Annotated in this window: 27 protein-coding genes and 1 pseudogene; 25 read left to right on the top strand and 3 right to left on the bottom strand. The window is 63.5% G+C overall.

What is annotated here, in order from left to right; genetic code table 11:
• Positions 1 to 155: 155 nt before the first annotated feature.
• Entirely contained in the window at positions 156 to 1040 is an 885-nt protein-coding gene (locus IT072_RS02665; RefSeq protein ID WP_223359242.1) for a CPBP family intramembrane glutamic endopeptidase, read from the top strand.
• Between the two features lie 231 nt (positions 1041 to 1271).
• On the opposite strand, the pseudogene IT072_RS02660 reads toward IT072_RS02665, so the two are convergent.
• Positions 1272 to 1520, bottom strand: a pseudogene (locus IT072_RS02660) (nucleoside deaminase); the annotation flags it as partial.
• Positions 1521 to 1722: 202 nt separating this feature from the next.
• On the opposite strand from IT072_RS02660, the gene IT072_RS02655 reads away from it, so the two are divergent.
• Positions 1723 to 2913, top strand: coding sequence for an IS481 family transposase (locus IT072_RS02655; RefSeq protein WP_223357653.1), 1191 nt, complete (start codon positions 1723 to 1725; stop codon positions 2911 to 2913).
• 412 nt (positions 2914 to 3325) lie between these two features.
• A complete protein-coding gene (locus IT072_RS02650) occupies positions 3326 to 4672 on the top strand; it encodes a site-specific integrase (RefSeq protein ID WP_223359240.1) in 1347 nt (448 codons plus the stop codon).
• On the opposite strand, the gene IT072_RS21370 is transcribed toward IT072_RS02650, so the two are convergent.
• Entirely contained in the window at positions 4669 to 5127 is a 459-nt protein-coding gene (locus IT072_RS21370; protein WP_223359238.1) for an ImmA/IrrE family metallo-endopeptidase, read from the bottom strand. The two genes, IT072_RS02650 and IT072_RS21370, sit on opposite strands and share 4 nt — an antisense overlap.
• The gene (locus tag IT072_RS02640) at positions 5031 to 5444 is read right to left on the bottom strand and encodes a helix-turn-helix domain-containing protein (RefSeq protein WP_223359236.1); all 414 of its coding nucleotides are present in this window, start codon (positions 5442 to 5444) and stop codon (positions 5031 to 5033) included. The genes IT072_RS21370 and IT072_RS02640 overlap by 97 nt, the downstream gene beginning before the upstream one ends.
• A gap of 300 nt (positions 5445 to 5744) precedes the next feature.
• On the opposite strand from IT072_RS02640, the gene IT072_RS02635 reads away from it, so the two are divergent.
• The 22 genes from IT072_RS02635 to IT072_RS02535 all read left to right on the top strand — a co-directional run bounded on the left by IT072_RS02635 (position 5745) and on the right by IT072_RS02535 (position 15097).
• Positions 5745 to 5963, top strand: coding sequence for a helix-turn-helix domain-containing protein (locus tag IT072_RS02635; RefSeq protein WP_223359234.1), 219 nt, complete (start codon positions 5745 to 5747; stop codon positions 5961 to 5963).
• Between the two features lie 102 nt (positions 5964 to 6065).
• Positions 6066 to 6914, top strand: a complete 849-nt coding sequence (locus IT072_RS02630) for a hypothetical protein (protein ID WP_223359232.1) — start codon at positions 6066 to 6068, stop codon at positions 6912 to 6914.
• On the top strand, positions 6914 to 7741 hold the full coding sequence (locus tag IT072_RS02625; RefSeq protein ID WP_327058949.1) for a DUF6551 family protein: 828 nt from the start codon (positions 6914 to 6916) through the stop codon (positions 7739 to 7741). Before IT072_RS02630 ends, IT072_RS02625 begins: the two co-directional genes overlap by 1 nt.
• Positions 7738 to 7866 (top strand): hypothetical protein, encoded by a 129-nt coding sequence (locus tag IT072_RS21230; RefSeq protein WP_263282056.1) that lies wholly within the window; start codon positions 7738 to 7740, stop codon positions 7864 to 7866. The genes IT072_RS02625 and IT072_RS21230 overlap by 4 nt, the downstream gene beginning before the upstream one ends.
• A 1-nt stretch (position 7867) precedes the next feature.
• Positions 7868 to 8224 carry a hypothetical protein gene (locus IT072_RS02620; RefSeq protein ID WP_223359228.1) on the top strand — a complete coding sequence of 119 codons (357 nt, stop codon included), beginning with the start codon at positions 7868 to 7870 and terminating at the stop codon, positions 8222 to 8224.
• Between the two features lie 100 nt (positions 8225 to 8324).
• Positions 8325 to 8501 (top strand): hypothetical protein, encoded by a 177-nt coding sequence (locus tag IT072_RS02615; RefSeq protein WP_223359227.1) that lies wholly within the window; start codon positions 8325 to 8327, stop codon positions 8499 to 8501.
• The gene (locus IT072_RS02610; protein WP_223359225.1) at positions 8498 to 8878 is read left to right on the top strand and encodes a hypothetical protein; all 381 of its coding nucleotides are present in this window, start codon (positions 8498 to 8500) and stop codon (positions 8876 to 8878) included. Before IT072_RS02615 ends, IT072_RS02610 begins: the two co-directional genes overlap by 4 nt.
• Positions 8875 to 9033: a hypothetical protein gene (locus IT072_RS02605; protein ID WP_223359223.1), complete on the top strand. Its 159-nt coding sequence runs from the start codon at positions 8875 to 8877 to the stop codon at positions 9031 to 9033. The genes IT072_RS02610 and IT072_RS02605 overlap by 4 nt, the downstream gene beginning before the upstream one ends.
• A 118-nt stretch (positions 9034 to 9151) precedes the next feature.
• The gene (locus tag IT072_RS02600) at positions 9152 to 9337 is read left to right on the top strand and encodes a hypothetical protein (RefSeq protein WP_223359222.1); all 186 of its coding nucleotides are present in this window, start codon (positions 9152 to 9154) and stop codon (positions 9335 to 9337) included.
• Positions 9334 to 9561, top strand: coding sequence for a hypothetical protein (locus IT072_RS02595; protein ID WP_223359221.1), 228 nt, complete (start codon positions 9334 to 9336; stop codon positions 9559 to 9561). Before IT072_RS02600 ends, IT072_RS02595 begins: the two co-directional genes overlap by 4 nt.
• Positions 9558 to 9749 carry a hypothetical protein gene (locus IT072_RS02590; protein WP_223359220.1) on the top strand — a complete coding sequence of 64 codons (192 nt, stop codon included), beginning with the start codon at positions 9558 to 9560 and terminating at the stop codon, positions 9747 to 9749. The genes IT072_RS02595 and IT072_RS02590 overlap by 4 nt, the downstream gene beginning before the upstream one ends.
• 160 nt (positions 9750 to 9909) lie before the next feature.
• On the top strand, positions 9910 to 10191 hold the full coding sequence (locus tag IT072_RS02585; RefSeq protein WP_223359219.1) for a hypothetical protein: 282 nt from the start codon (positions 9910 to 9912) through the stop codon (positions 10189 to 10191).
• Complete coding sequence (locus IT072_RS02580) at positions 10188 to 10346, top strand: hypothetical protein (RefSeq protein WP_223359218.1); 159 nt, start codon at positions 10188 to 10190, stop codon at positions 10344 to 10346. The genes IT072_RS02585 and IT072_RS02580 overlap by 4 nt, the downstream gene beginning before the upstream one ends.
• Before the next feature lie 35 nt (positions 10347 to 10381).
• Entirely contained in the window at positions 10382 to 10639 is a 258-nt protein-coding gene (locus IT072_RS02575) for a hypothetical protein (RefSeq protein WP_223359216.1), read from the top strand.
• Positions 10632 to 11462 (top strand): PD-(D/E)XK nuclease-like domain-containing protein, encoded by an 831-nt coding sequence (locus tag IT072_RS02570; protein ID WP_223359214.1) that lies wholly within the window; start codon positions 10632 to 10634, stop codon positions 11460 to 11462. The genes IT072_RS02575 and IT072_RS02570 overlap by 8 nt, the downstream gene beginning before the upstream one ends.
• A gap of 136 nt (positions 11463 to 11598) precedes the next feature.
• Entirely contained in the window at positions 11599 to 12174 is a 576-nt protein-coding gene (locus IT072_RS02565) for a hypothetical protein (protein ID WP_223359212.1), read from the top strand.
• On the top strand, positions 12171 to 12455 hold the full coding sequence (locus tag IT072_RS02560) for a WhiB family transcriptional regulator (protein ID WP_223359211.1): 285 nt from the start codon (positions 12171 to 12173) through the stop codon (positions 12453 to 12455). The genes IT072_RS02565 and IT072_RS02560 overlap by 4 nt, the downstream gene beginning before the upstream one ends.
• Complete coding sequence (locus IT072_RS02555; RefSeq protein ID WP_223359209.1) at positions 12452 to 12802, top strand: hypothetical protein; 351 nt, start codon at positions 12452 to 12454, stop codon at positions 12800 to 12802. The genes IT072_RS02560 and IT072_RS02555 overlap by 4 nt, the downstream gene beginning before the upstream one ends.
• A gap of 142 nt (positions 12803 to 12944) precedes the next feature.
• Positions 12945 to 13286, top strand: a complete 342-nt coding sequence (locus tag IT072_RS02550; protein WP_223359208.1) for an HNH endonuclease — start codon at positions 12945 to 12947, stop codon at positions 13284 to 13286.
• Positions 13287 to 13335: 49 nt separating this feature from the next.
• Positions 13336 to 14115: a hypothetical protein gene (locus IT072_RS02545; protein WP_223359207.1), complete on the top strand. Its 780-nt coding sequence runs from the start codon at positions 13336 to 13338 to the stop codon at positions 14113 to 14115.
• Positions 14115 to 14762 carry a hypothetical protein gene (locus tag IT072_RS02540; protein WP_223359206.1) on the top strand — a complete coding sequence of 216 codons (648 nt, stop codon included), beginning with the start codon at positions 14115 to 14117 and terminating at the stop codon, positions 14760 to 14762. Before IT072_RS02545 ends, IT072_RS02540 begins: the two co-directional genes overlap by 1 nt.
• Positions 14762 to 15097 (top strand): hypothetical protein, encoded by a 336-nt coding sequence (locus IT072_RS02535; protein ID WP_223359205.1) that lies wholly within the window; start codon positions 14762 to 14764, stop codon positions 15095 to 15097. The genes IT072_RS02540 and IT072_RS02535 overlap by 1 nt, the downstream gene beginning before the upstream one ends.
• Positions 15098 to 15107 lie beyond the last annotated feature (10 nt).

Here is a 15107-nt window from a genome sequence, read left to right as displayed (position 1 = left end):
GAGCTGCTTACGGAAAGCGCGTGAACAACGATACGCGAATCCGCCGGATTACGCCCGGGTTCGGCCGAAGAGAAGTCGAGATATTGCACGGGCGGGCGGCCGTGTACAGTGCGGGCGGAGCCGCCCGGCTCGGAAGACGAGGCGAAGGGAGCCCCGTGAGTTCGGAGCAGCGAGAGCACGGAGCCGCGGCGGAATCGGCCTGGCGGCGGTTCTGGAACCGCGGCGGATGGTGGAAGGCCCTGCTGGTGGCTGCGGTCTACTGGGGTCTCTACCAGCTCGCCGGAGTGCTCGTCTTCCTCGCGTTCGGCGGCCTGATCGATAAGCACGACGTGTTCGCGAACGCGGCGAGCGTCTTCTTCGGGATCGGCGCCGCCATCGTCGTCGGCGGCATCCTGCTCGTGATCTTCGCCCCGTCGCTGGGGTGGCTGAAGCAGCTCTTCGGGCGCCAGCCGATCGGCGGATCGTGGTGGATGTGGATCGGTGTCGGGATCGTCGTCGTGTTCGACATCCTGCGGTTCGCGAGCGCCGACTACGCCGCCTGGGATGCCGGCGCGGTGGTCGCCGTGCTGGTGACGGGGCTCGTGATCGGCTTCGCGGAAGAGGTGCTGACGCGCGGATTCGCGGTGAACCTGCTGCGTCGCGCCGGCTACGGCGAGCGCAGCGTGATGCTGCTGTCGTCGCTCCTCTTCGCCGCCCTGCACGCGGGCAATGCGCTGTCCGGCCAGAACCTGCTCGCGGTCGGGTTCACCGTCGTCTACACGTTCGCCTTCGGACTGGTGATGTACGCGGCCCTGCGGGTGACGGGCAACCTGATCTGGCCCATCCTGCTGCACGCCTCTACCGACCCGAGCCTCTTCCTGCTGACGGGCGGGGTGGACGCCACGAGCAGCGCGATGCACCCGGGACCGCTCGCCGGCGTCGCGGGGCTGGCGAACGTCGTGATCATGATCTTCGCTCTGGTGCCGTTGGTCTTCGTGCGCGGCCGCGTCGACCGCGAGGCGGCCTACGGCCTGAAGCCGCCCGCCGCTCCACTCGCCTGAGTGCCGGTCGGTCAGGCCCAGAAGCCGAGGTGGGAGGCCGCGGCCTCCCACCTCCAGGTGCGGTCCCGAGACCTCGATCGAGCGGCTGCCCGCGGCGAGCACCGTGCGTGCGGGCAGCGCCAGCGTCGGGTTGTCCGCGTGGTCGCCGGTCATCGCGTACAGGGCACCCTCGGGCAGCGCGTAGACGACACGCCCGATCCCGGCCCAGTAGATCGCGCCAGAGCACATCGCGCAGGGCTCGCACGAGGTGTACAGCGTGTACGCGGGCAGCTCCCCGGTGGGGATATCGCGGCCGGCAAGACGCACAAGGTTCGTCTCCGCGTGGCCGGTGATATCCCGCTCCGTGTTCACCGTGTTCTCGGCCTCCAGCACGATGGACCCCTCCGGCCCGACGAGCACAGCACCGAACGGGTGATTGCCGTGGGCACGCGCCGCATCGGCGAGGGCGATGGCGCGGCGGAGATGGTCGAGATCGCTCATGGGGACGAGCCTAGCGAGGGGACACGGCCCCGGAGACGACGAAAGCCCCGGATCGCTCCGGGGCCTTCGTCTACTGTCTCAACCAGTTCGTTGTGCGAGCACCTTCGTGCAAACACTGTGCGCCACGAGGTGTCTGGGTTCACGACATAGGTCTCAGTTGATAGGTCCCTGGTGAGTCGGGACATGCGTCACAGTCGGTGGCATGTCGAAGGCTCGGGTCGCCGTGATGAAGATCGTGTCCAAACAGCTCACCGTGACGGCGGCAGCTGCCGAGTACGGGTTCTCCCGCCGGCACCTGCATCGGCTGCTCGCACGCTACCGAGACGGCGGCCTGGACGCGGTCGAACCGCGCTCCCGAGCCCCGCACACCAGCCCGCAGCGAACCGCGGACGAAGTCCGGGAACGGATCCTGCAATTGCGAGCTGAGCTGATCGGGAACGGGTTGGATGCCGGCCCGGTCACCATCGCCTGGCACCTCGAACAGGAGAACCTGCAGGCTCCGTCGACCTCGACGATCCGCCGGACCCTCCACACCGCCGGGCTCATCACCCCGGAACCCCGGAAACGGCCCCGCTCCTCCTACCTCCGGTTTCAGGCCGCGCAACCGAACGAGACCTGGCAGTCCGACTTCACCCACTGGCGCCTGGCCGATGGCACCGATATCGAGATCCTGAACTGGCTGGACGACCACTCCCGCTACCTGCTCTCCTGCACCGCACACCGCCCGGTCACCGGCGACGACGTGGTCACCAGCTTCCTGACCGCGACCGAACGGCACGGCATCCCTGCCTCCACCCTGACCGATAACGGCAGGGTCTACACCGCCCGGTTCGGCGGCGGCCGCAACGCCTTCGAATACCTGCTCCCCCTGCTCGGCGTCACCCAGAAGAACGGCTCACCCAGCCACCCGCAAACTCAAGGCAAGATCGAACGCTTCCACCAAACCCTCAAACGCTGGCTCACCGCACGGCCCGCCGCCGACACCCTGACCGAGCTCCAGACTCAGCTCGACGCGTTCCGGGAGCACTACAACGAGCACCGCCCCCACCGCGCCCTGAACCGGCAGACACCCGGGCAAGCATTCCGCGCCACCCCGAAAGCGCTCCCCGCCCAGGCCCGCACCCCCGGCCACTACCGCATCCGCTACGACCTCGTCGGAACAGGCGGCAAAGTCAGCCTCCGCCGCGCCGGCCGAATGCACCACCTCGGCATCGGCTACCACCACCGCGGAACCCGCATCCTCGCCCTCGCCGACGACACCACCGTCACCGTCATCGCCCTGAACACCGGCGAAATCCTCTCCACCCACACCATCGACCCCACCCGCAGCTACTGGCGCAACAACGAGAAAACCCCCGGCCGATGGCCGAGGGCTTCTTCACGTGAGACCTAAGACGCGACTCAGGTGAGACCTATGTCGCGACTCAAGACACTGTGCGCCACGAGGGATTCGAACCCCCAACCTTCTGATCCGTAGTCAGTGGGAATCTTGATGTCTGGCTTGCTTTTCTTGATGGGCTTCCATAAAGTGTAGATATCGGTTGATATTGAGTAATGATCCTTCATCCCCCAATGTCCACACCGATTGTCCACACCAACAAGTGGAGGCCCCGAGTCGCCTTGGACAGTAACTCGGAGCCTCCGCGCAACCTGATTGGAGCAGGTCGCATGAGGAAGCATACTTCCCCGTTCCGGAGAAGAACGCAGCACACCGGAGTCCTAAGCGACGGCCGGTGGAGCGCCCACGACAGAAGACTGCCGGGGGCAACGGCGCCCCAGGGCATCTCTGATCGAAAGGAACAACCATGGCACGCGGCAAGGGTGAAGGCGGACTCTCCCGCGTCCCCAAAGAGGGACCACTCAAGTACTGGGAAGCATCCATCGAGTTGCCGCCGCGGGATGGCAAGCGACGTCGAAAGCGGATCCGGGCTAAGGATAAGCAGAAGCTGATCAAGCTGATGCGAGCAGCCCAGAAGGACCTCGAGCACGCTGGCGACCTCGAGACAAAAGTGCTCACAGTCGAAGCGTGGCTGGACACATGGTTTCGCGGCATTGCGGCAAAGAAGCTTAGGCCCCGCACTGCGCGAAATTACCGGTACCTCATCGACACGAAGATACTTCCCGTCATTGGTGCCCGGAAGCTGGACAAGCTCACCACACAGGACGTGCGAGACGTGCACGATGCCATGCTGAACGCAGGTCTGTCCTCCACAACGGCCCTACAGGCGCACCGCATCCTCGCTGTCGCGCTCAAGTACGCCGTCCGGGAAGGACGAGTTACCCGCAACGTTGCCACCCTGGTTGACGCCCCACAGAAGGCAGCAAAGCGACTTCGAGCGCTCACCCTGGACGAAGGATTGAAACTCCTCGACTTCGCCCTCCGCACCGACGACGACGAACAACAGATCGAACCATACGCATCGCTCTGGGCAGCGTTCATTCTGACCGGAGCGCGTGAAGGCGAGCTGCTGGGACTGCAACCAGATCGGATTCTCGAACTTGTGCAGGGAGACCGTCGTGTGCGCGCGCTCAACTTCTCCTGGCAGCTCCAGCGCTTCACCTGGGAACACGGATGTGTCGGTAGCCCCACGGTTGACGAAGAGGGCAAGACTGTCGGTGCATGCGGCCGTAAGCGTGGCACAGACTGCCCCCGCCGGCACATCAACATCCCCGCAAACCATGAGGCCGAGAACCTCGTCGGCGGACTTTGGCTGGCGCGACCCAAGACCCGCTCTGGCTGGCGCGTCATCCCACTCGTAGAACCACTGCAGTCGCAGATACTCAACCACATCGAACGAACCCGAGCTGATGAAAACCCCCACAATCTGGTGTGGCACACCGATAAGGGGGCACCGATAGACCCACGCGAGTGCAACCGGATGTGGCATGACCTCTTGGAGCGCGCCGGCGTTCCACAGGTTCGTCTTCACGACGCCCGCCACACGACCGTGGATCTCCTACTGTTGGCTGGTGTCCCCGTGGAGTTGATCAAGGATATCGTCGGGCATTCGTCCTGGCTGATGACGGAGGACTACAAGACAAAGGCGATCACAGCACGCCACACCGCGGCTGTCACATCGCTGCCCGAGATGTTCGCCGCCCGCCGCATCGAGATCCAGAACCGCGACGGCGGCATACGCGAGGTGTCTTAGGCCGTCAGGTAGGCCATCAGAATGTCCCCGGTGACTTGGAGCTCGAAAGCCCAAACGCCGGGGTCTTCTGTTTCCTGCTGCAACTGGAACAGCGCGTTTGGGTCAATGAGGCGCCGCGCCGCCGCACGGTTCGCCCGGCTCTCCTGTTTGAGAGTGCCGTGAATCGTGGGGATACGTCGATCGCCAGCAAGGTAATGCTGAACTTCATGCGCGATCACGCATCGGCGCACCGTCTGGGAAAGCCGCGGTCGCACGAGTATGAGCCGGGCGTCAGGGACAAGTAGAGCGATGTCTGTGCGCAGCGCTCGTGGTTCGATGCGGAGCCCGAGGTCAGCAGCGTGTTGCTCCGGATCGTAGGTTACGGAGTGTGGACGTCGGGGTCGATCTCGATTGTCGAGTCTTGCGATTTCGCTACTGCGTCCCACTCCTCGTAAGCGTTCTCTTCCCCCTGCCATACGAACTCCTTGTCGCCCTTGCTGGTGATGTCCGTGACATTAGAGGGTGCCTGCGACATGGATGCCTCGTCGACATTCGCTTCGGCCTCGCGTAGGTAGTCGGCCGCCGTGCGCGTGCCGATGGCGTCAGCGATCGCGAACAGTTGGTCGACGTCGAACTGCGCCTTCCCCGCCATGAGCCTCTGCATCGTGGCCGGTTTGATCCCGGTCTTTTCGACCAGTGCGGCTTGGTTGAGGCGCCGGCCTTTGTAGGCGGCGACGAGGACGTCGGCTAGGGCGCGATCGATGGGCTTCGAGGTAGAGCGGTCGTCAGGCACTACATCAGTGTAACTAGAAAATATCGACGTAGAACAAAGAAAATCATTCGAAACGCTTGAACATTGATCCCGTTCAAGCTAAGTTTGATGTGTGTCAAGAAGAACTAGCCTCGGAACGATCCTCAGCGAGAGGATCGCAGACAACGGTGCGACCAAGGAAAGTGTCGCACAAGCCGCCGACGTCACGGTCGCGGACCTTGCAACGTACCTCTCGGGTGAGAGGCCGTTCCCGGTTTCCGTGCTCCGTGAGGTCGGCGGCTTTCTGTGTTTCGAGGCGGCCGACCTACTCGAAGGAGCCCAATGACCACCACCACAGACCCGGCGCCTCCGCCGGTCGTCACGAAGGACGGGAACTACACCGTCCAGGAGTCGGCGGCCTGGCTGAGATTCGAGCAGCAGAAGGTCTACGCCGAGATCCGCAACGGGCGCCTCGCCGCCAAGAGAGCAACCTCCCGCGGGAAGTACATCATCACCGGCGCCGCACTCCTCGACTACCGCGACAACCTGCCCGACGCCTAACGAACGAATCGCCCCCAGCTGCAACCGGGAGCGATTCAAAGAACTAAGGAGATCAAACCTTTGTCTGACCAACAGGATACCGCAGTCGGCACGGATGTAGCCATGCTCGACTCGCTCGATTCGGCGGCGCGGGAGGTGGCTGTCACGTCGATGCTTGATCAGGCCCGTCAGTGGCTTGTCCGCGCGAAGGAGTCGACTGCACCGGCGCAGGATGTCGCGCAGTTCAAGGCGTTCGTCGCCACGGTGGCGGAGGCTGCCAAGCAGAAGAAGCTTTCCGAAGACATCCAGCTTGACGCCGTCGAGATGGTGCGCCGTTCCGAGCGCGCGCTCGGAGTTGCCATTCGCGAGGGGCAGGCTGCCGGCCAGATCGCGCGAACTGGAGACATCGGCGGCAACCTCAACGATCCCAGGGTATCGCGTGGCGATAACCTCGCTCGCCCTCGTCAGTTCTTCGGCTCGCAGCCGGAGCGAACTGACGCATTCAAGATGTCCGACACCGTGACAGAGGACGAATTCGAAGAGGTTATCGCGACCGCGAAAGCCGAAGGGAACCTTTCACGGGCAAACGTCGTGGCGAAGGTGAGCGAGATCACCAGCTACCGCGAGCAGCAGGACAGCAAGTGGGAGTACATCGCGGAGATGGCCGCCCAGGGCCTCACCTCGCATCAGATCGCTCGCGAGGTCGGCATGAGCGAAAAGGGCATCCGCGAGAGCGCGAGGAAACGTGCCATCACCTTCCCCGCCGACAAGATCGTCGGTCGCACTCGGCGCGTGAATCCGCTCGAGGTTCTCGAGCAGATCGTCATGACGATCGAAGTTTCCCAATCGTCCCTCGAACTTGTCAGTTACGAGGACGTCACCCCGGAGCAGGCCAGCGAGTGGCTGCAACGACTCGCGGAACCCCTCCGGGCGATTCGAAAGATGCAAACCGAACTCAAGGAGATCAAGTAATGGTTACGCCCGCCGACGTCGCAAAGGTCACGAGAACCGACCGACTCAAGACGATCAAGCTCGGAGACCTCCGCGTCTCCCCCACCGCCCAGCGTGAGCTCAACAGCTCCCGCGTGAAGTACATCCTCAACAACCTCAACCTCGACAAGCTCGGCACGCTCACAGTCTCGGCCCGCGACGGGTTGTACTACGTCATCGACGGGCAGCACCGCCTCGCAGCTCTCCGCGAATTCCTCGGGGACGGGTGGGAAGACGTCTGCATCGAAGCGTGGTGCTGGCATGGCCTCACCGAAGCGCAGGAAGCGAAGAAGTTCCTCGAGTTCAACGACGTCCTCACCGTTGACTCATTCGCAAAGTTCAAGGCCGGCGTCACTGCCAAGGACCCGATCCCGTCAGACATCGACCGTATCGTCATGTCACTCGGCCTCAAGGTGACACGCAACGTGGTCCCGGGTTCGATCCGTGCAGTCGGCGCCCTCACAAGCACCTACGCCAAGTTCGGCCCTCAGGGGCTCGCGAAGACCCTCTGGATCATCCGGGAAGCATTCGGAGATCGCGGGTTCGAATCCAGCATCATCGAGGGCGTCGCCCTGTTCTGGTCCCGCTATGAGGGTCGCGTCGACCCGGAGCGCGTCATCAAGAAGCTCAACGTCACCATGGGCGGAACTAAGGGTGTGCTCAACCGTGCGGGGCTCAAGCGCGAGCAAACGGGTCAGCCTGTCGCCCAGTGCGTCGCTGCGGCCATCACCGACATCTACAACGCCGGCCTCCGCGGCACGGCTTCCCTCGGTTCGTGGTGGAAAGACGGGAAGGCGGTGGCGTCGTGACCGCGCCGATCATTCTGGACGAGTGGGCGAACGTCCTCGTCGGTGATGTCGCGGTGATGGTTCGCAAGGTCACTCCGGGTCAGTTGTGGGAGCGCCTCGCTGAGCAGGCTGAGGCGGTGAGCTGACGTGGCGAAGATCCGCATCGATCTCGACGAGTACGAGCGACTGCTCGAGATCCGTGACGAGTCCCGCCGGGAAGGCGATCGCACGGATGCTCTCCTCAACAAGGTCATTGATGCTCTCGGGCTGCGGGAGGCGTACCCGGACGAGACGACCGAACGTGAGGAGCTCGTACCGAACTACGCACTTCCACACGGATTCTCTCAGTCCTTCGCCGGTGGCGTTTGGCCGACTCGGTTCGTCCGCGAGACGACCTATGGCGTGGGCCGGTTCAAGGCGGACGTCCTCAAGGCGGCTGATGCTGCCCGCGGCGAAGATGCGCTTGCTCGTCTCCGTGCTGCGGTGAAGGGGGCGACCTCATGAGTCGTCATGCTCTTCCGATTCATCCGCCTGTTGCGCGGTCGTCGTTTGTTCCTGTCACTCCTGAACCTGTGGAGGAACCCGAAGTCATGGAGGTCTGCTCGTGAACACCCTGGCGGAGGTCAAGACCACTACACAAGAGCTGCTGTGGGCCGACGGGTCATACGTGACGTACGGCCCTCTGAACGAGAGCGATCTCGGATGGTACCGAGAGCGCGGCTATTCGATCCGCAAGACCACTCGAATCGAGACGGTCATCACTGAAGGGGTTCCCGAATGAACGCGCAGGAGACGATCACCGCAGCAATCGAGAAGCTCGAAGGGCTCAAGGCCGCGTCCGTTCCTGGGCCGTGGCACTGGTGGAACCTCGAGGCGATCGACCAGGGATGGACCGACAACGGTCCTAACCTCGAAGGCGCCAACGGTCAGACAGTCCTGTGCGGATGGGGCAATGACGCTTGGGGCATCAGCGTTGCGGGTGAAGACGCTGACCTGATCGTGACTCTGCATCGCACCATCGACGCGCAGCTCGCACTTCTCAAGGAGTTGCTGCACATCGCTGAAACCGCCGGCTGGTCCGAGGAGGAGTTCCCCTCGAAGCCGGGTCATGAGCATGGCCTCCTCTTGGCCCGTTCGATCCTCGGGGAGGCGTCATGAGCGCCTCGGATGTGCGGAGAGACTACGCACCCGGCCGTGTGAACGGTGCCGTGGTTGGTGCTCTGGTCGGTGTGATCGCGGCCGGTTCGATCGTGCTCGGCCTGCTTGGTGGCACCGCGTACTTCGGGATCCTCTGGCTGGTGACCTCATGGTGAGGAACGGGTACAAGCCGTCTGGACCCGACTGGATGCCGAAAGTCGTCGCGCTCACCGGCCTCGTTCTCGCCGCTATCGCAGTCGCTTGGTGGGTTATTTACGCGTTCGGAGGCCGCTCATGAACCGGGCGAACGCGTTCCTCATCCTCATCATCCTCGGCGGTTGTGCCGTCGTCGTCCTGGCCGTTCTGGCCGTCCTGCCGACCCTCGTGATGGTCGGCTCCCTGATCGCTGGTGGCGGCGCCCTTCTGGGGATCACAGCCACCGAACTGAACAACTTCATCGAAGGAGAAGAACCCGAATGAGCACCAAGTTGAAGACCAACCTGGATCGTGTCCGTGCCGCGAACAGCGAGCTTCGGACCATACTCAACGCCCTCAGCCCGGACGAGCGACTCCGGCCGCGCATCCACGCCTTCCAGGCAATCGTGAACGCAGACGAGATCGACAGGAGAACGGGTATCACCCGTGAGGCTGAACACACCGCGGGCCTGACAATCGCCCTCGAAGTCCTGGCAGGTGCCCGATGAGCGCCCTGGACCGTTTGCCGCAGCGCATCGTTGACGCTGCCCTCAACGAATCCGTCTATCTCGGCGGCGTGTGGGAGGCCGACGCGGAAGCGAAGGTCAAGAAGTCCGGGAAAGTCATCGGCTACGTCACAAACGACGACGGAGACCGTATCCGCGTCACTGCCGAGTACGTGGAGGGCGACCGATGACCGCCCCTGAGTTCTCGAACCCTGACCCGATCCTCCGCACACCCTCCCCGACCGGTACCGCACGTCTGGTCTTCCATGCACCTGACGCACACGGAGACGACCTCCAAGCAGCAGGAGACGAACTGCGAGACCAGTGGACACCCGACCCGAAGGACATCGCATGAGCGTCATCGACCCGAAGGACGTGCGCGAGGCGCTGGAACGCATGAAGGGTGGCGACGCATCCACGGAAGTCTTCGCTGCGGTCGTCGCAGCTGCCGAAGCCTATGCCGACATGCAGTTGGAGTGGGGTCTCGCTTCGCCGCAGGCGACGCTCTACTACGCGTCGCGGAACGACATGCTCATCGAGACCATGCACGCCGGGCGGCAGCAGATCGATCTGCTCGCTCGCGTAGCCGGTGACTGGGTAATCATCCGCCCGGGTAGTGGGGCCGAGTCGTGATCGAGATGACCACCTGTTTCGAGTGCGAGCAGGAAGTACCCGCCGACGAATGGCCCGACCACACCTGCCCTGACCCTGATCACGACCCCGCCGAACCCTGGATGGACCGCGACTGGTGGGACAAATACGACCACGAACAGGAGGACCACGAATGAGCGGTCTCAGAGTAATCCGAGATGACGCCCCAGCCATGACCAAGGACGAGCTTCACGAGCGGGGGAACAAGCTCGTAACGGAAGCTCGGGTTGCAGCCGTTGACGCCGTCAGGGCGTCAATGCTCACCGAGTTCATCGAGAAGCACAAGACGGTCGACGTTCAACAGCTGAAGCGGTGGCGTGGCCGTGCTCGTGATGCTCTCGGTGCATGGCAGCGAGTCGACGAGATCGTCTCAGAGCTGCTGCGCGAGGTCGAGAAGACTTACGAATCCGAGAAGGCCAGCCATGACTGACACCTTCCACGGCATCTACGTCGACATGACCGACGCCGACTACCACTCCCGCCCCGAACTCAGCAGCACCGGCGCCCGGAAGATCCTCGAAGCACCAGCCATCTACCGGCACTACAAGGACACCATCCAGCCTGGGAAGAGAGCTTTCGATGTCGGCCTCGTCGCCCACGCGAAAGTCCTCGGCGTCGGAACCGGCCTCGTTGAGTACCCACCCGAGCACCTCACCCCCAGCGGAAACGTGTCGACCAAGAAGGCAACCGAGGAATGGGCTGCCGAGAAGCGTGCTCAAGGGTTCGCCCCCGTTAGCCCCGGAGACGTCGGGCGGGTCGATGCGATGGCGGAAGCTGTCCTCGCTAACCCGGATGCCCGGACCGTTCTCGAGACTGTCGTCGGCCGCGAAGTGAGCCTGTTCGCCACGATCGACGACGTCCCCATGCGCGCCCGGTTCGACATCTATGACGGCGTCAACGCCGGCGACCTTAAAACCGCACGTGACGCCTCCCCCGGAGCCTTCAACGCCGCTGTCGGCCGCCTCGGCTACCACATCCAGGACCGCTGGTACTGGGAAGCCCACAAAGCCATCACAGGCACCGAGCTCGAGTCCTTCAAGTTCATCGTCGTCGAGTCTGCCCCGCCGCACTTGGTGGGTGTCTACGACCTCGACTTCATGTGGGAAGACCTCGCCAAAGAACGCACCGCGAAAGCACGCGAACTCTACCGACGCTGCACCGAAACGAACACATGGCCCGGATATCAGTCGACAACTCTGACCCCACCGACCTGGGCTGTGTACGAGAACGAAGAAGAGGAGATCCAGGTCTGATGGACGAATTCGGAGAGACCCCCAGCATCTACGTATGGCCTGCGGGTCATCAAGAGGGAGAGCCCTTCCCCGAGGACTTCTACGCGCACCTCGGAGCGGCCCTCTCGGCAGCCGGTTTTGAGTGGGAGACCGTCTGATGGATATCTCAAGCACCCTGGCGCCCAAGAGCGACCAGATGGACTACGAGGACCTGATCAGCGGCCCCAAGACCCTCACCATCACAGGTGTCCGGAAGGGGCCGTCCGCGGAACAGCCCATCCAGATCGACTTCGAGGAGTTCGACCGCCCATGGCGTCCTGCCAAGACCGTCCGCCGTGTCCTGGTCGCATGCTGGGGACCCGACGCCAGCGTCTACATCGGACGCCGCGTCACCCTCTACGGCGACCCAACCGTCCTCTGGGCCGGTCAGCCGGTGGGCGGCATCAGACTCTCGCACGTCTCTGACATCACGGAACCCGTCACGGTCGCGCTCACCGTCCGCCGCGGACAGCGTGCACCCACCACTGTGAACCCGCTACGTGAGTCACGACCCGCTGCCGAACCGGTCAAGGACACATCGGGGCGGGACTGGCTGACCGAACTCGCCAGCACCAACGGAGGCGCCCAAGCGATCTGGGACCTCGCCACAGAAGCGAAGAAGGCCGGCGCCAACCCTCAAATCCGCGCCGTGATGGGGCAGGCGTATGAGGACGCGAAGGGGGCCACCTCATGACCCCGGACCCGTTCGACCTGGTCGCTGTGATCCTGCCTGACGAAACCGTACTCGACTGGCAAGACAGAGCCGCATGTGCGACCACGGACCCCGACCTTTTCTTCCCGGAGAAGGGCGGTGACCGAGGAGTAGCAGCCAAGAAGATCTGCGCGGGCTGCGAGGTCAGACAGCAGTGCCTCACATGGTCATTGCAGAACGACGAGCACTACGGCATCTGGGGCGAGCTTGCTGAGCACGACCGCCGCAAGTTGCGGAAGGCCAATAAAGGGGCGGCTGCATGAACCGGAACAAGGCTCGAGGGACCGCATTCGAGACACTCATCACCCGGGCATTGCAAGACGCATTCCCTGATGACGACCGCATCGACCGTGCACCACTCCGCGGGGCGAAAGACGAAGGCGACATCCGTGGTGTCCGCTCACCATTCGGCCGTGTCGTCATTGAGTGCAAGAACCACAACCGGCTTGAGCTCGCCGCATGGGTCGACGAAGCCGAGGTAGAGCGTGGCAACGCTGACGCCATCGCCGGTGCTGTCGTCCACAAGCGGCGCGGGAAGGGCCAGGCGCTTGACCAGTACGTCACCATGACCGTCCGCGACCTCGTCGCACTGCTAGGCGGTGAGGTGTGATGCAACTCGCGTTCGATTTCGACGACATCGCCCCCGCCTACGTCCAGTGCGTCAATGGAACTGACGTACATCTCGTGAACGGCGTCACTGGGCTCTGTCAGCGGTGCGACATCGTTCTCCTCCGCACGATCGCGAGGGCGGCATGATCGCCCCGAAGACCGAGAAGGTCACCGCTGCTCAGTCGCGTCAGGCGTATGAGCGAGTCAAGGAGCGCAGCTTCGGCGTGTGTGAGGTCTGCGGCACGAAGCGGGCTACGGAGATCCACCACCGCCTGCACCGTTCACACGGCGGTCAGGACACCGTCCAGAACCTGCTGCACGTGTGCGGATGGGGGAACCACACCGGATGCCACGGCGCCGCCCACTCCGACACCGCTCGCTACAAGAACGGCTGGGCCGTCCGCACTGGGTTCGACCCGAACCTGACACCCGTCCTCTACCGGGGCTGGCTGATCATGCTCACCGCTGACGGGGGTATCGCATGACCGCCCTGATCACCGCGGCTGGCGGATACACAACGAAAGGAGGGAGACCATGAGGATCCGATCGACGAAGCCGGAGTTCTGGCGGTCCAAGACGATCGCGCAACTCGAGTGGGATGTGCGCCTGGTGTTGAAGGGACTCGAGTCGTATGTCGATGACAACGGGGTCGGGAAGGACGACATCGCGCTCATTGCCGCGGATGTGTTCCCTCGCGACCTTTCCCGACACCCTCGCGACACCCTCGCGAGGCTGTCCGAAGCAATTTCCAGTCTCCACCAGGCCGGCTTGATCGCCCGATACGAGGCCGAGGGCGAGGAATTGCTCTACATCGACAAGTGGAAAGACCTGCAGCGCATCGACAAGCCCGCGAAGGGACGTTTTCCCAGGCCAGACGGCACTTTCGACTACTCTGACCCAGTGAATCGCGAGGCTTACAGGAGGGCTCCCGAAGTCCTCGCGAGGGTTCCTGAAAAGGTCGCGCCTGGAACAGGGGAACAGGGGAACAGGGGAACAGGGGAACAGGGGAACGATATTACTCACGACCCGTCAGTCGCTTACCTACTTAACCGCGCGAGCAATTCCGAATCTGACGGGTTGGATGAGGTCGCTGCAGAGGTTGGGATCCGAGACGTGGAAGACCTACGCAAGGTCCTCTCCGGAACCCTCGGCCACTCCATCACATCCACCGAGGCAGTCGTGTTCGCTCAGGAGATCGGGAAACTGTCCCTCACCCCAGTGGGCAACCTGACCGGATATGTCGTCACCTCCTGCCAGACCAACCCGGATCAGGTGCGCGCATGGTTCGCCGAAGCAGACATGGGGGTGGCGTGATGACCGACGAACCGATGCTCGAAGGAATCGCCCCGAAGCCAGCACCTGAGAAGTACACCGAGCGGGACATGCTCGATCTCCTCCTCGACCGGTACATGGTGCGCCGGCCTGGCACGTACGCGGACCGGTGGGTTCGAGCCGAACACGTCCGCTCCACGCTTGACGGATTCAGCACCGGTCCGATGCGGATCGCTGACTTCATCGCCGCGGATAAGTACGCGTCTTCGTTGGCGCTCCACGGGCACGAGGTGAAAGTTTCACGCTCCGATTGGCTGACCGAGCTGCGCGACCCGACCAAGGCTGAGGCGTTCAAGCGGTACATGCACCACTGGTGGCTGGTCGTCCCGAGCAGAGACATCGCGAAGCCGGACGAACTGCCGGAGGGGTGGGGACTCATGGTGAAGTCAGGCAAGGGTCTCCGTGCCGCGGTCAAAGCGCCACGCCTCAACCCAGAACCTCTCCCGGTTGAGCTGACGATCACGCTCATGTCGGCCGCCGCGAAGACAGCTCACCGGGAACCGCTACACCACGATGCACCGAACGCGTTCGTCGGCTCATGGTCCCCAACCTGCATGTGGTGCGGGAGTCCGGCCCCGTGTTCGGCGCATCAGCCTCGTGCGCACGCGCTCAGTTTGGGGGTGGCGTGATGGAGCACGTTGACCCGATCACCGGCGCCACGGAGGAGTGGGAGGCGTTCATCGCCTCTCTGGATCCCGAACGTCTCGAGCAGGAACGATTCGGTCACCCCAGCCCGTCTGAACGGCCTGGGTCGGCTGAGTGGCGGCGCATGGTCGCTGACCATGACGCGTACCGGTTCGCGTACTACCGCATCCCGCCCGTGATTCGTGACTACGAACTCGAGCTCATGTTGTCGGAGATCCGTGCATGGGATCGCCGGTTCGAGAACAACCTCACCCCGGAGCATGTGCGCATCGCACTCCGGGCCCACTTCAACACCAACCCGAAGGAGAAGGTCGCATGACCAAGTACCG

It is taken from the genome of Leifsonia sp. ZF2019, from assembly GCF_019924635.1.
Classification (GTDB): Bacteria; Actinomycetota; Actinomycetes; order Actinomycetales; family Microbacteriaceae; genus Leifsonia.
The sequence above is the reverse complement of the archived record's forward strand: the minus strand, read 5'-3'. Positions and strand labels throughout refer to the sequence as shown.